The sequence below is a fragment of the Nonomuraea sp. NPDC005650 genome, from assembly GCF_040605375.1.
GTDB lineage: Bacteria > Actinomycetota > Actinomycetes > Streptosporangiales > Streptosporangiaceae > Nonomuraea.
Map to the genome: position 1 here is coordinate 173,338 of NZ_JBEXCR010000013.1, position 12,193 is coordinate 185,530.

A 12,193-nucleotide genomic window follows, 5' to 3' on the forward strand; every position below is an offset into this window, starting at 1 on the left:
TTCCCAGGTTTGATCTCTTGCCTAGAATGAGGTTCTAGAAGCAGGCTTGGGCCTATGATTATCGAGTACGCCGACCGCGTGTGGCGCGGCGAATCGGACGACAGCGTCGTGGACGCGGGCGCGCAGGGCACGGGAATTCAGCCGATCGCCGACGGTCTCGGCTGGTGGCCGGGATTCGGCAACGTGACCGCGTTCGAGACCGAGGGTGAGCTGGTGCTGTTCGACACCGGCAGCGCGTTCTCGGCGGCGAAATTGTATGAGGACGTACGGGCCTGGACGCGGGCGCCGCTGACGACCGCGTTCTACTCGCACGGGCATGTCGACCACGTCTCGGGGACGGGGCCGTTCGAGGAATCGGGGCCGCCTGCCACGATTTATGCCCATAAAGCGATTGTTGAACGGTTTGAGCGTTATGTGCTGACAAATGGCTATAACTCGGTGATCAACCAGCGACAGTTCCAGGCGCCCGGGCTCCGCTGGCCCACCGACTACCGCCACCCGGACGTGACCTACACCGACGCGCTGACCGTGCGGCGCGGCGGGCTCACGTTCGACCTCGTGCACGCCAAGGGCGAGACCGACGACGCGACCATCGGCTACGTTCGCGAGCACAAGCTGCTGCTGACCGGCGACCTGTTCATCTGGGTGACGCCGAACTGCGGCAACCCGCAGAAGGTGCAGCGCTATCCCCGGGAATGGGTGCACGCGTTGCACCGGATGGCCGCCATGGACGCCGAGATCCTGCTCCCCGGCCACGGCGCCCCGGTCTTCGGCCGCGACCGCATCCGGCAGGCGTTGCTGGAAACCGCCGAATGGCTGGAATCGCTCATCACGCAGACCCTGGAACTGCTCAACGCGGGCGCGCGGCTCGACGAGATCGTCCATTCCGTGAAGCCGCCGGAGGGTCTCGCCGACCGGCCCTATCTGCGGGCGCGGTACGACGAGCCGGAATTCGTCGTACGCAACCTGTGGCGCCTTTACGGCGGCTGGTACGACGGCAATCCGGCCCATCTGAAGCCCGCTCCCGACGCGGTGCTGGCGAAATCGGTCGCGGAACTGGCGGGCGGGGCCCAGACCCTCGCGGACGCGGCGCTCAAGGCCCTTTCCGAAGGCGACGAGCGGCTGGCCGGGCATCTGGCGGAAATGGCCGCCCTGGCGGCGCCGGACGACGCGGGGGTGCACCGCGTACGCGCGGAGGTCTTCTCCGCCAGAGCGGCCGGCGAGCTGTCTCTCATGGCGAAGGGCATTTTCACCTGGGCGGCGGCGGAGTCCAGACAGCGCTCCTGAGAGCCACCCTGCCTTCACCGGCGGCCGCTCGGACCCCTCTCCGCCGACGGACGGGACGGGCTGAGCCCGGTGGGCAGGGCGAGCTGAGCCCGGTGGGGCGGGGCGACGCGCGACTTCGGCGCTCCGGCGGGCGGGCGATCGTCGGCGGGTGCGCCTCTGGCGGGCTGAAGACGCCCCGGCCCGTATGGGAACGGCCTGCACCCGCAAACCGGGGCGGGTCAGCGAAACGGAGCTGCGGGTCCCGCTCAACGCCGAACGGGCGCTCGGGTGCTCCGGCCGGCGGGGCCAGGGCGGGGTCACCCGCGTGCGGCCGACCCCGCCCTGGTCGGAGCAGCCGCTGTCGAAGTCGTAGACAGCGCACACCCGGTGGCCGAAGTCAGGCGTTGCGCGGGACCACCAGGCCGGATTCGTAGGCGAAGACCACGAGTTGCGCGCGGTCGCGGGCGTCGAGCTTGGCCATGGCCCGATTGACGTGGGTTTTCGCGGTCAGTGAGCTGATCACCATGCGCTCGGCGATCTGGTCGTTGGACAGGCCCTGCGCGACCAGGGCGACGGCCTCGCGTTCGCGGCTGGTCAGCTCCTTCAGCCCCGTACCGGTGCCGGTGCGGAGCGGTTGGGTGACGTACCGGTTGATCAGCTTGCGGGTGATCGACGGTGCGAGCAGGGCGTCACCGCGCGCGGCGACGCGTACGGCGTGCAGGAAGTCCTCCGGGACGATGTCCTTGACGAGGAATCCGGCGGCACCGGCGCGCAGCGCGTTGAAGACGTATTCGTCCAGGCCGTAGTTGGTCAGGATGACGACGTGCACCCCGGCCAGGGCCGGGTCCGCGGCGATGCGCCGGGTCGCCTCGATGCCGTCGGCGACCGGCATCTGGATGTCGATGAGCGCGACGTCGGGCAGGTGCTCCCTGACCAGGGCCAGGCCCTGCTCCCCGTCGGCGGCCTCGGCCACCACCTCGATGTCGTCCTCGAGGTCGAGGAGCGCGCGGAACCCGCTGCGGATGAGCGGCTGGTCGTCGACCAGCAGGACCCGGATCATGACGTTCGGTCCACGGGGAGTTCGGCCTGGACGGTGAAGCCGCCCTCGTCGCGTGGTGCCGCCCGCAGGTGACCGCCGAGGGCGGTGACCCGTTCGCGCATTCCGAGCAGCCCGACGCCGGGCACCGGGACGGCGTCCGGCGTGGCCTTGCCGTCGTCATCGATGCGTATCGCGAGGGTGTCGGGACGGTAGTCGATCCGGACGGACGCCGTCGCGGCGGCGGCGTGCCGGGCGATGTTGGTGAGGGACTCCTGAACGATCCGGTAGCCGGTCCGGTCCACCGCGACCGGCACGTCCTGCCGTTGTCCCTCGATCGTCAGCGTCGCGTCGAGGCCGGTCGTCCGAGCCCGTTCCACCAGTTCCGCGACGTGGTCGAGGCCACGCGGCGGGGTCGTGTCGTCGTCGCGCAGCGCCTCCAGGGTCGCGCGCAGCTCCCGGGTCGCCTCACGCCCGGCCTCCTGGATCGCCAGCAGGGCCTCGGGAACCTGTTCACCCCGCTTGTGGGCCACGTGGACGGCGACTTCGGCCTGCACCTTGATGATCGAGATCTGGTGGGTGAGCGAATCGTGCAGCTCCCGCGCGATGTGCAGCCGTTCCTCGTCGGCGCGGCGCCGCGCGGTCTCCTCCCGGGTGCGTTCGGCTTCCTCCGCGCGCCGCTCGGCCTGGCGCAGCGCTTCGCCGGCGGCGCCGGCCGCGATCAGCCAGGCCAGCTCAAGCGCGCCTCTGGCCTGCGCGAGCGCCTGGCCCGTGTCGTGCAGGCCCGAGGCCAGGGCCGCGAGGGGAAGCAGGGCCAGCATGACCACGCTCGCCGCCACCGTGATGGCGCGATGTCCAGCCCGTACGGCCGCGTACACCGCGAACAGGTACGCGATGGCGGGCGTGTCGAACCCGGCCGCCTGGTAGCCCACCGCGCACAGACCGGTGACGGCCAGCACGACGACCGGAGCCCGGCGGCGCGCGGCCAGCGCCAGGCCGCCGGCCGCCAGCAGCGCGTAGCCGAGCAGGTCGAGGTAGGTGGTGGAGTGCTGTCCGGACAGCCCGTTGAACAGCAGCGTCGCCGCCACGCCGACGGCGATCGCCCAGTCCGTGAGGCGTGCCCGTCCTGTGCTCATGCGCGCACCTTAGCCCGGATGTCCGCCTGTGCAACTCCTGCCCGCGGATGACCGTCGGCTACCGCGCCTGCGGTACCTCCCCGGCTCCTGCGGCGTCGGCGGTAGCCGGGTACGGCATCGGCGGCAGTACGAATTGCCCACGTATGCACGACGACCTGCGGCGGGCCCGACGGACATCATCGGGCCACGACCCGTCCCAGGAGGAGAAGGAGCACCTCATGTCCGTCCGTCACCTGCTCGCCACCGCCACAACCGCCGCTGTGGCCGCCGCGCTCGGAGCTCTCGCGGTTGCCACGCCGGCGGCCGCGAACGTCCTGGTCCAGCCGGACCCCGTCAGCGCCTACGCCTTGACCACCGGGCGGCTCTGGTCCCTGGTGGCCGCGGCGCTCGGGCTGGCCGGGGTGGTCGTCGGTGGGCTCGCACTGGCCCGCTCCGCCGGCCGCACCGGCACCGGCACCGGCACCGGCACCGGCACCGGGACCGGGACCGGGACCGGACGGCGCGGGTCCGTCGTGGCCCTGGTGACGGGGCTGGCCGGCGCGGTCATCGGCGGGCTGGTCGTGGCCGCCGCCGAGGGTGGCCCCGGCACCGGCTACGGCATCGTCGGAGGCTACGTGGCCCTGGTGGTGGGGCTGGTCGCCATGGCCCTCGGCGGGCTGGCCATGACCCGCTCACGCCGCACCACCTGACCGAACCCCTCACCCGACCGTTCACCAAGCCAACGCACCAGCCGACGCACTGGGCTGACTCACGAGCCGGCGCACCGAGCCGGCTCAGCGGCTCAGCAGCGCCAGGGCGATGGCGACCTGGGCGGGTCCGAGTGCGGTCTTGCCGTCTTCGATGTCCCACAGCGCGTTCTGCAGCACGCGGCCGAGACTCCAGCCGACTGCCCGCTCCCGTTCCAGGCCGAGGACCTCGGTCAGCAGGTCGAAGCGGCGCAGCACCGCGCGAGTCACGTCACCGCCGGCCTCGACCTCCTCCCACCGGTTGTCCAGCGCCGGCAGCAGCTCGAACCCCGGGTCGCCCGCCAGCGGTTCAGGGTCGATGGCCAGCCAGGGTTCCCGCTCTCCGGCCAGGACGTTGTCGTAGTGCAGGTCCCAATGCAGCAGCCGGTCGCCGGGCTCGCCGATGAGTTCGGCCACGGCGGACGCGCAGGTGCGTACCAGCCGCTGTTCATCGGGGTCGCGCAGCGCCGGCACGGCCCGCGGGACCTGGTCGAGCATGGCCGCGGCGATGTCGGACAGCCGCCGCAGCCCCTCCGGGGCAGGGAGCGCGGTCAGGCGGGCCATCAGCTCGGCCAGGATCCGTACGGCCACGTCGTCGTCAGCCACCGAGGACAGGGGCCGGGCCGCGTCCAGGCGTTCCAGCAACTGCGTGGCGCTGTCGTCGTCATGGTCGAGCAGGTGCACGATGCCGTTGCCGTCCCAGGCCAGCAGGCCCGCGGCGGTGCCGGCGGTCTCCTCCCGGAGCTGCTGCAGCTTGAGGACGGCAGGGGTCCCGTCGGCCTGAAGCACGGGCAGGACCAGCGAGGCCATGCCGTACGCGGACGGGCCGTCGGGCCGTAGCCCCCAGCGGTCCAGAAACTCGGCGCCGAGGCGGGGCAGGTCGGCGATCCAGGCGCGCGCCTCCGCGCCGTGCGCGCCGTAAGACGCGGCGAACGCGTCAGGAACGTCGATGGAGGTCGACGTGTGCATGAAAAGACATCTCCTTCGTGGGTCCAAGGTCGATCTGCGACGAACGAAGGAGGTAACGGAGGTGCCCGGCTGCCGGGCAGGCGTCAAAGCATGTCCACACCCTATCCGCTCATCTGACGCCGGGACGTCCGCGGCGAACGAGACCCGGACCGCGCCGCTCAGCCCGTATTCCGCGTCTCGGGCCGCGCCGCTCAGCCCGTGTTCCGCGCTCCGGCCCGCGCCGGCACCCCCGGCCTCGCGCACCCCCGGCCTCGCGCACCCCCGGCCTCGCGCAGCCCTGCGGCGAGCGCGGCCCGCCGCCGGGGGTTCCTGGACGGCCTGCTGTCGAGCGATTACGCTGATACCGATCCGTTCCTACGGGCCAGACGCGCCCCTAGCTGCGAAAAGGCGATGCCATGACTGCCGCCCGGTGCGACCGGGGCAGGTAGCGGTCTTGCTCCACCCCGGTCTTCCCTGACCGTCGGGTCCTTGAGGACCCTCCCTGTACGGTGCGCGCTCGCGCGCATCCGGATCGCCTTGGAGCACATTCAAATGTCATCAGATTCCGCTCACCCTTCCGCGTCCTGGTACGCGGACTTCTTCACCGAGCTGCCCAACGCCTTCTGGCGGGCGGCCGTCCCGCCTGAGACCACCAAGGCCGAGATCGACTTCGTCATCCGCGTCGGCGGTCTTCGACCCGGGGCCCGCGTGCTGGACGTCCCCTGCGGGAGCGGCCGGCACAGCCTCGCGCTCGCCCGCCGCGGATACCACGTCACCGGCCTGGACATCTCGGCGGAGGCCCTGGCCTTCGCCGGCCGGGCCGCCGCGGCCGAGCGACTGACGCTCGACCTGCGCGAGGCCGACATGCACCACCTGCCCGCGCGGCTGACCGCCGACGCCGCCGTCTGCATGGGCAACAGCTTCGGCTACCTCGGCCACGACGCCAACCGCGCCCTGTTCGCCGGCCTGTACGCGGCGATCGTCCCGGGCGGCTTCCTCGTCGTCGACTACGGCGCGGTGGCGGAGGCGCTGCTGCCGCAGTTGGAGGAGGACGACCTGCCCATGTCCGCGGGCGGCGTCACCGTCGAGGCGAGCAACAGCTACGACGCCCTCAACGGCCGCTTGCTCACCTCGTTCACCTTCCGCCGCGGGGAGGAGGAACACCACGGCACCTCGGTGCAGCACGTCTACACTGCGGCTGAAACGGCCCGGATGGCGAGGGATGCGGGGTTCGCCCACATCGAGATGTACGCGGATCCCGACGGCACTCCTTTCGGGCTCGGCAGCTCGCGGCTGCTGCTGATCGCGCGCCGCTAGCCGGGTCACCTGTGCCCGGTTGAGCCGCCGGCGCTGCTGCGGGCCGGATGCGGCAGCGCCGGCGGTACGCGCAGGGCACGGGTGACGCGTCCGGGCGTCCCGGTCAGCCGCGGGCTCCGGCGGCGCCCGACCGACCGCGTGGATCAGCCGCGTGGGGGTCTGGCGGGAGATGGGCGGGCGGCACGGTGCGCCAGGATGAGGGCTGGTCGGGGAGTCGAACCCTCAGGCGGCGTCGGCTCGACAGTGCCTGCGTCGTTCGCCGGCCGCCGCCGTCATGCCTCGGCAGTCGGCCGCGCTCAGGACGGGCGCGGGGGGTGCTTGGGCTGGGCGACCTCGTACGGGCCTGCGGACTCCTTACTTGGCCGCGTTCTGCGCGAGCCAGTCGCGGTAGCGGATCGTGCCGAGCCTGGCGTCCTCGCCGGGCACCAGCGTCCGCTCCCCCGGCACGCTGCCGAAGTAGGTCGCCTGCGGGTCGGCGACCACCGTGCGCGAATCGCCCCAGGCGGCCAGCGCGTCGCGGAAGAACTCGTCCATCCGGGACTGCTCGGGCCCGCCCACCTCGACCCGGCCGTTCAGCGGCGAGCCGACCGCCACCCGGCCCACCGCCTGCGCGACCTCCTCGCCCGCCATGGGCTGGAACAGCACCGGCGCGATCCGCACCGTGTCGCCGTCCGTCGCCTCGTCCGCGATCGCGCGGGCGAACTCGAAGAACTGCGTCGCGTGCACCAGCGAGAACGGGACCCCCGACTTCTCGATCAGCTGCTCCTGGGCGATCTTCGCCGCGAAGTACCCGTTCTCCGGCATCCGCTCGGTGCCCACCACCGACAGCGCGACGTGATGGCCGACACCGGCCGCCGCCTCCGCGGCCAGCAGATTGCCCGTGGAGGTCTGGAAGAACTCCATCACCGCGGCCCGCTCGAACGACGGCGAGTTCGACACGTCCACCACCACCTGCGCGCCCGCCAGCGCCTCGGCCAGTCCTTCTCCGGTGAGGGTGTTGACCCCGGTGTTCGGCGCCGCCGCCACCGCCTCGTGGCCGTGCTCCCCCAGCTTGGCCACCAGCTTCGACCCGATCAGGCCGGTTCCACCGATCACCACGATCTTCATGACGAACCCTTCTTCCTGTCTGCCGGGGCGTTCGATCGCCGACCGGTCGACAGCTAAGACCGAACAGCCTTCGTACCTGTGACAAGCTCCGCGAAATTCTTTCGCGGAGAGCACAGGCGCGGGCCGCCCGAGAACGGCCCGCGCCGCCGGTTCAGCCGCGTTCGTGGCGCTGCCAGTGCCCTTCGAGGGCGGCGGCGACCTCCGCGGGCCGCTGCAGCACCGGCCAGTGGTTGCTGTCGAGCTTGAGCACGTGCTTCGCCCGGATGGCCCGGCCCAGCTCGTCGGCGAACCCGACCGGACACGCCGGGTCGCGTGAACCCCAGAACACGAGGCCGGGCGCGGTCATCTTCCCCAGGTCAGGTTCCCACTCGCTGCCCATCCGCACCGCGGAGCGGTAGAGCCTGAGGATGCTGTCCTTCATCGGCGCGTCCATGTGCCGCACCATCTCCTTGGCCAGGTCGGCGGGGACCTCGAAGCCGTTGACCAGATCGCGTGCGAAGCCGTCCTCGGTCAGCTCGGCCATGAAGCGGTCCCCCTCGACCGGGTCCTGCCAGACCTTGGCCAGCGGATGCCACACGTACCGGGCGCTGATCGGGCCGTCGCCGCCGGCCCAGGTGCGTACCAGGTCGGGGCGCAGGGACGCGACGCGGGCGGTGAGGATGCAGCCCCAGTCGTGGCCGACCAGATCGACCGGCTCGCCGACCTCCTCCAGGCGGCTGATCAGCCAGTCGGCGTACTCCTCCTTGGTACTGCCGAAGCCGTCCGGCCTCGGAGCGCCGAACCCCGGCAGGTCCCAGGCCTCCACGTCCGTACGCGTCAGGTGCCGGCGAACGCCCGCCCAGACGCGGTGGGTGTCGGGGACGCCGTGGATCAGGATCGCGGGCATGGCTCAGCCCCGCCCGTGGGCGACGGCGTCGAGGATGGCCGCGGTCACCGCGTCCGGCTGGGAGGCCGCGAGGGCGTGCGAGGCGCCCGCGACCTCGCGGGTGCCGCGCGAGCCGGCCCGTTCGGCCATGAACCGCAGCGCCTGCGCCGGGATGTTCAGGTCGCCGTCGCCGTGGACGAACCAGGACGGCGTGCTCCGCCAGGCCGCCTCGCCGCCCGTCAGCCCGTCGCTCAGCGCCCGCTCGGTCACCGGCCGCTGGGTCGCCGCCATCAGCGCGGCCTCCCCGGCGTCCAGATCGGCGCAGAACTGGTGATGGAACCGGTCCTCGGCGATACGGAACTCATTGCCGCCCGAGGCCACCGGATAGGCGACCAGCGCGCCGCCCAGGGTGCTGCCCTCGAACTTGCCCGACAGCAGCAACGCGCTCTCCCCCGGCTCGGGCGCGAACGCGGCGACGTACACCAGCGCCTGGACGGCCGGGTTGCCGGCCGCCGCCTGAGTGATCACCATCCCGCCGTAGGAGTGGCCGACCAGCACGACCGGACGGCCCAGCCCGGCGATCACGTCGCGCAGGTAGGCGGCGTCGCCCTCCACGCCGCGCAGCGGATTGGCCACCGCGACAGCCGTCAGTTGACTGCCGTGCAGGCGCTGGATGACGCGGTTCCAGCTGGCCGACTCGGCGAAGGCGCCGTGGACCAGGACGATGACGGGCTGCTCCGTGGTGCTCATGCGTGTGCCTTTCCGGTGTTCAGGGCCGCTTTGAGTACCTCGATGGCCTGGGCGACGGCGGCGCTCGCGGCGTCGGTGCCGCGGACGGGGTTGAGCATCATGAAGTCGTGCAGCGTGCCGTTGTAGCGAACGCTCGTGGTCGGCACCCCGGCCTCGGTGAGGCGGCGGGCATACGCCTCGCCCTCGTCACGCAGCACGTCGTTCTCGTCGACGATCACGAACGCGGGCGGCAGCCCGGCCAGGTCCTCCAGAGTGGCGCGCAGCGGTGAGGCGGTGATCTCCGCGCGCTGGGCCGGGTCGGTGGTGTACGCGTCCCAGAACCAGGCCATGGCGTTCGCGGTCAGGTACGGGCCGTCGGCGAACTCGCGGTAGCTGTCGGTGTCCTGACCGGCGTCGGTGACCGGGTAGTACAGCGACTGGTGCACGAACCGCACGTCGCCGCGCCGCTTGGCCAGGATGGTCAGCGCGGCGGTCATGTTCCCGCCGACCGAGTCACCGGCCACCGCCAGCCGGGAGGCGTCCAGCCCCTCGTCCGCGCCGCTCCGGGTGATCCACTGGGCGGTGGCGTACGCCTGCTCGATCGCCACCGGGTAACGCGCTTCGGGCGAACGGTCGTACTCGACGAACACCACCGCGGCGCCCGCACCGACGGCGAGCTCGCGTACCAGCCGGTCGTGGGTGCCGGCGTTGCCGAGGACCCAGCCGCCGCCGTGCACATAGAGCACGACCGGCAGCCCGCCTGCCGCGCCCGCCGGCTTGACGATCCGTGCCCGCACGTCACCGACCGTGATCCACTTCTCGTCCACGTCAGGCTTGTCGATCGGGGCCGCCTGCAGGTCGTCCAGCACCTTGCGGGCGCCGTCGGGCCCCAGTTCATACAGGAACGGGGGCTTGGAGGTGGCCTCGGCGAGTTTCTGGGCCGCCGGTTCCAAAACGTACTTGCTCATGCGAAGTTCTCCGTTTCTCCGCCTCTCCGTTCGGAGCGGTCTCCGCTTAGACAAGGCAGCCATCGGGATCTGTGACAGCACCGGCCCACGTTCCTGTCACAACCCGCGCGGTCGTCCGGTCATAGGGGCCGAGCGGCCGCGCCGCCGCAGCACGCACCATCGTTCACCAGGCGGCGATCATGACCCTCCACCGGACTCACCGGCACCACGACCCACGACCACCGCTGCGCTGGATGGCCCACGCCGCCGACCCCGCCCTGTTCTTCCCGATCACCTGGGACGCCCGGCCCGGCCGGCCCGACGTATCTGCCGGGCCTGCCCCGTACAGGCGGCCTGCCTCGACTGGGCGCTGCGCACCGGCGAGCCCGACGGCGTGTGGGGCTGGTGAAGAGCTAGGCGCCGATCTCGGGGTTCGTCGGCCCTTCGCCGGCCGGGCGCGCTGTCCGCGCCTCCTGGGCGGTGAGAGTGGTACGTGCTGCCTCGAGGTCGGCGGCCCGGGGGCGAGGTCCGCCTCAGGTCTCCGTCGTCGCACCGCTGACCGGCGGTGCCCCGGTGTACTCGCGGCCGCTCGCCTACCGGGCCTGGTCGGTCGGGCGGATGAGGATCTCGTTGACCGCGACGTGCTCCGGCTGGGTGACCGCGTACACGACGGCGTTGGCGATGTCCTCGGGCTGCAGGGTGCGCATGGAGGCGGCCATGTTCTGGGCGAAGGCCTTGATCGTGGGGTCCGTGATGTGGCTGGCCAGCTCCGTGGCGACGAAGCCGGGCTCGATGACCACGACACGTACGCCCTGTTCGGTGACCTCCTGCCGCAGTGCCTCGGAGAAGGCGGTGATGCCGAACTTCGTCGCGGCGTAGACGCCGCCGCCGGCCGTCGCGATCCGGCCCGAGGTCGAGGAGATCTGCAGGACGGTGCCCTTGCGCTCCAGCAGGTGCGGCAGCGCCGCGTGGACCGCGTACATCGAGCCGAGCAGGTTGGTCTCGACCATGCGCGTCCATTCCGTGGTGTCCGCGCCCGCGATCGGGCCGCTGAGCATCACGCCCGCGTTGTTCACCAGAACGTCCAGGGCGCCGAAGCGCTCGACGGTCGCCACGACCGCGGCCCGCACCGACTCCTGGTCGCTCACGTCCAGTTCGAGGACCAGCACCTCGCCGGGCGCCTTGCGCGCCAGCGACTCCAGCCGGTCGGCGCGCCGGGCCCCGACCGCGACCCGCGCCCCCTCCGCCGAGAGGGCCAGCGCGGTGGCCTCGCCGATGCCCGACGACGCTCCGGTGACGAGGACGACCTTTCCTTCCAGCGTGTTGCTCATGACTTTCCTCCCACAGCGGTTCAAGGTTTCCACCGGCCCGCCCCGCCTAAGCGGACCAACTGGTCACCTTAGGCTAGCACCTAACCGGACCGCTCGGTCATGTTGAGGTAGACTGGGGTGCATGAGTGGAACGACGCCCGCTGTCCCGTCGCGCAGTGACGCCGTGCGCAACCGTCGACTGCTGCTGGACGCCGCGGCCAAGACGTTCGCCGAGCGGGGAGTCGATGTGTCCATCGGCGAGATCGCGCAGCGTGCCGGGGTGGGGAAGGGCACGGTCTTCCGCCACTTCTCGTCCAAGGAGGAGCTGCTGGCGGCGATCACGCTCGCCATGCTCGACGAGCTCATGGACACCGGCACCGCGCTGGTCGAGGCCGACGATCCCGGCCTCGCGCTGCGCGAGTTCATGACCGCGGGTGTGGAAATCTTCGTCAGGGATCGGGCGTTCTGCGAGGTGATCGGACGCCCGTCCGTACGGCACCCGCAGGTTCGTGACGCGATCCATCGCTTTCGCGACGTCGCGGAGACCCTCACCGACCGCGCCCGCCGGCAGGGCGTCGTACGCCCGGACGTCACCGGCACCGACGTCGTCCTTCTGATGGCCGGCATCCAGCACACGGCGGCCCCGCTGCTGAGCGTCGAGCCGCAGGCGTGGCGCCGGTACCTTGAGCTGGCCCTCGACGGCATCACCGCCCGAACGGGGCGAACCCTTCCGCACCCGCCACCACACCACCTGCCCCTGACCGATTCGGACCCCGATCAGGGGGTTTGATCCAGGCGACAGGCGGC

At 71.8% G+C, this 12,193-nt stretch carries 14 protein-coding genes; 6 read left to right on the forward strand and 8 right to left on the reverse strand.

What is annotated here, in order from left to right; translation table 11 throughout:
- Positions 1 to 54 precede the first annotated feature (54 nt).
- On the forward strand, positions 55 to 1,287 hold the full coding sequence (locus tag ABZS69_RS23535) for an alkyl sulfatase dimerization domain-containing protein (RefSeq protein WP_355376102.1): 1,233 nt from the start codon (positions 55 to 57) through the stop codon (positions 1,285 to 1,287).
- Positions 1,288 to 1,435: 148 nt separating this feature from the next.
- On the forward strand, positions 1,436 to 1,639 hold the full coding sequence (locus ABZS69_RS23540) for a hypothetical protein (RefSeq protein ID WP_355376105.1): 204 nt from the start codon (positions 1,436 to 1,438) through the stop codon (positions 1,637 to 1,639).
- Between the two features lie 24 nt (positions 1,640 to 1,663).
- Here ABZS69_RS23540 and ABZS69_RS23545 read toward each other — a convergent pair whose 3' ends face one another.
- Both ABZS69_RS23545 and ABZS69_RS23550 read right to left on the reverse strand, forming a co-directional pair.
- Positions 1,664 to 2,326 carry a response regulator transcription factor gene (locus ABZS69_RS23545; RefSeq protein ID WP_355376107.1) on the reverse strand — a complete coding sequence of 221 codons (663 nt, stop codon included), beginning with the start codon at positions 2,324 to 2,326 and terminating at the stop codon, positions 1,664 to 1,666.
- A complete protein-coding gene (locus tag ABZS69_RS23550; RefSeq protein WP_355376110.1) occupies positions 2,323 to 3,438 on the reverse strand; it encodes a histidine kinase in 1,116 nt (371 codons plus the stop codon). The genes ABZS69_RS23545 and ABZS69_RS23550 overlap by 4 nt, the downstream gene beginning before the upstream one ends.
- Positions 3,439 to 3,656: 218 nt before the next feature.
- On the opposite strand from ABZS69_RS23550, the gene ABZS69_RS23555 reads away from it, so the two are divergent.
- On the forward strand, positions 3,657 to 4,127 hold the full coding sequence (locus ABZS69_RS23555) for a DUF6223 family protein (protein ID WP_355376112.1): 471 nt from the start codon (positions 3,657 to 3,659) through the stop codon (positions 4,125 to 4,127).
- An 84-nt stretch (positions 4,128 to 4,211) separates the two neighbouring features.
- On the opposite strand, the gene ABZS69_RS23560 is transcribed toward ABZS69_RS23555, so the two are convergent.
- Positions 4,212 to 5,132 (reverse strand): aminoglycoside phosphotransferase family protein, encoded by a 921-nt coding sequence (locus ABZS69_RS23560; RefSeq protein ID WP_355376115.1) that lies wholly within the window; start codon positions 5,130 to 5,132, stop codon positions 4,212 to 4,214.
- 531 nt (positions 5,133 to 5,663) lie between these two features.
- Between ABZS69_RS23560 and ABZS69_RS23565 the strand changes: the two genes are divergently transcribed.
- The gene (locus ABZS69_RS23565) at positions 5,664 to 6,428 is read left to right on the forward strand and encodes a class I SAM-dependent methyltransferase (RefSeq protein ID WP_355376118.1); all 765 of its coding nucleotides are present in this window, start codon (positions 5,664 to 5,666) and stop codon (positions 6,426 to 6,428) included.
- Between the two features lie 354 nt (positions 6,429 to 6,782).
- Here the strand turns inward: ABZS69_RS23565 and ABZS69_RS23570 are convergent, their stop codons facing one another.
- The 4 genes from ABZS69_RS23570 to ABZS69_RS23585 all read right to left on the reverse strand — a co-directional run bounded on the left by ABZS69_RS23570 (position 6,783) and on the right by ABZS69_RS23585 (position 10,097).
- Positions 6,783 to 7,535 (reverse strand): SDR family oxidoreductase, encoded by a 753-nt coding sequence (locus ABZS69_RS23570; protein ID WP_355376121.1) that lies wholly within the window; start codon positions 7,533 to 7,535, stop codon positions 6,783 to 6,785.
- A gap of 151 nt (positions 7,536 to 7,686) precedes the next feature.
- Positions 7,687 to 8,421 (reverse strand): alpha/beta hydrolase, encoded by a 735-nt coding sequence (locus ABZS69_RS23575; protein WP_355376123.1) that lies wholly within the window; start codon positions 8,419 to 8,421, stop codon positions 7,687 to 7,689.
- A 3-nt stretch (positions 8,422 to 8,424) separates the two neighbouring features.
- Entirely contained in the window at positions 8,425 to 9,150 is a 726-nt protein-coding gene (locus tag ABZS69_RS23580; RefSeq protein WP_355376126.1) for an alpha/beta hydrolase, read from the reverse strand.
- On the reverse strand, positions 9,147 to 10,097 hold the full coding sequence (locus tag ABZS69_RS23585; RefSeq protein ID WP_355376129.1) for an alpha/beta hydrolase: 951 nt from the start codon (positions 10,095 to 10,097) through the stop codon (positions 9,147 to 9,149). Before ABZS69_RS23585 ends, ABZS69_RS23580 begins: the two co-directional genes overlap by 4 nt.
- Here ABZS69_RS23585 and ABZS69_RS23590 point away from each other — a divergent pair.
- Positions 10,096 to 10,485, forward strand: coding sequence for a WhiB family transcriptional regulator (locus tag ABZS69_RS23590; RefSeq protein ID WP_355376132.1), 390 nt, complete (start codon positions 10,096 to 10,098; stop codon positions 10,483 to 10,485). The two genes, ABZS69_RS23585 and ABZS69_RS23590, sit on opposite strands and share 2 nt — an antisense overlap.
- A 184-nt stretch (positions 10,486 to 10,669) precedes the next feature.
- On the opposite strand, the gene ABZS69_RS23595 is transcribed toward ABZS69_RS23590, so the two are convergent.
- Positions 10,670 to 11,407 carry an SDR family NAD(P)-dependent oxidoreductase gene (locus ABZS69_RS23595; RefSeq protein WP_355376135.1) on the reverse strand — a complete coding sequence of 246 codons (738 nt, stop codon included), beginning with the start codon at positions 11,405 to 11,407 and terminating at the stop codon, positions 10,670 to 10,672.
- 121 nt (positions 11,408 to 11,528) lie between these two features.
- On the opposite strand from ABZS69_RS23595, the gene ABZS69_RS23600 reads away from it, so the two are divergent.
- Positions 11,529 to 12,176, forward strand: a complete 648-nt coding sequence (locus ABZS69_RS23600; RefSeq protein WP_355376138.1) for a helix-turn-helix domain-containing protein — start codon at positions 11,529 to 11,531, stop codon at positions 12,174 to 12,176.
- Positions 12,177 to 12,193: the final 17 nt, after the last annotated feature.

Excerpts from the sequence above, each read along its gene's own strand:
- ABZS69_RS23535 (WP_355376102.1), top strand. The coding sequence starts at position 55 with ATGATTATCGAGTACGCCGACCGCGTGTGGCGCGGCGAATCGGACGAC.
- ABZS69_RS23545 (WP_355376107.1), bottom strand. The coding sequence starts at position 2,326 with ATGATCCGGGTCCTGCTGGTCGACGACCAGCCGCTCATCCGCAGCGGG.
- ABZS69_RS23550 (WP_355376110.1), bottom strand. The coding sequence starts at position 3,438 with ATGAGCACAGGACGGGCACGCCTCACGGACTGGGCGATCGCCGTCGGC.
- ABZS69_RS23555 (WP_355376112.1), top strand. The coding sequence starts at position 3,657 with ATGTCCGTCCGTCACCTGCTCGCCACCGCCACAACCGCCGCTGTGGCC.
- ABZS69_RS23560 (WP_355376115.1), bottom strand. The coding sequence starts at position 5,132 with ATGCACACGTCGACCTCCATCGACGTTCCTGACGCGTTCGCCGCGTCT.
- ABZS69_RS23565 (WP_355376118.1), top strand. The coding sequence starts at position 5,664 with ATGTCATCAGATTCCGCTCACCCTTCCGCGTCCTGGTACGCGGACTTC.
- ABZS69_RS23570 (WP_355376121.1), bottom strand. The coding sequence starts at position 7,535 with ATGAAGATCGTGGTGATCGGTGGAACCGGCCTGATCGGGTCGAAGCTG.
- ABZS69_RS23575 (WP_355376123.1), bottom strand. The coding sequence starts at position 8,421 with ATGCCCGCGATCCTGATCCACGGCGTCCCCGACACCCACCGCGTCTGG.
- ABZS69_RS23580 (WP_355376126.1), bottom strand. The coding sequence starts at position 9,150 with ATGAGCACCACGGAGCAGCCCGTCATCGTCCTGGTCCACGGCGCCTTC.
- ABZS69_RS23590 (WP_355376132.1), top strand. The coding sequence starts at position 10,096 with ATGCGAAGTTCTCCGTTTCTCCGCCTCTCCGTTCGGAGCGGTCTCCGC.
- ABZS69_RS23585 (WP_355376129.1), bottom strand. The coding sequence starts at position 10,097 with ATGAGCAAGTACGTTTTGGAACCGGCGGCCCAGAAACTCGCCGAGGCC.
- ABZS69_RS23595 (WP_355376135.1), bottom strand. The coding sequence starts at position 11,407 with ATGAGCAACACGCTGGAAGGAAAGGTCGTCCTCGTCACCGGAGCGTCG.
- ABZS69_RS23600 (WP_355376138.1), top strand. The coding sequence starts at position 11,529 with ATGAGTGGAACGACGCCCGCTGTCCCGTCGCGCAGTGACGCCGTGCGC.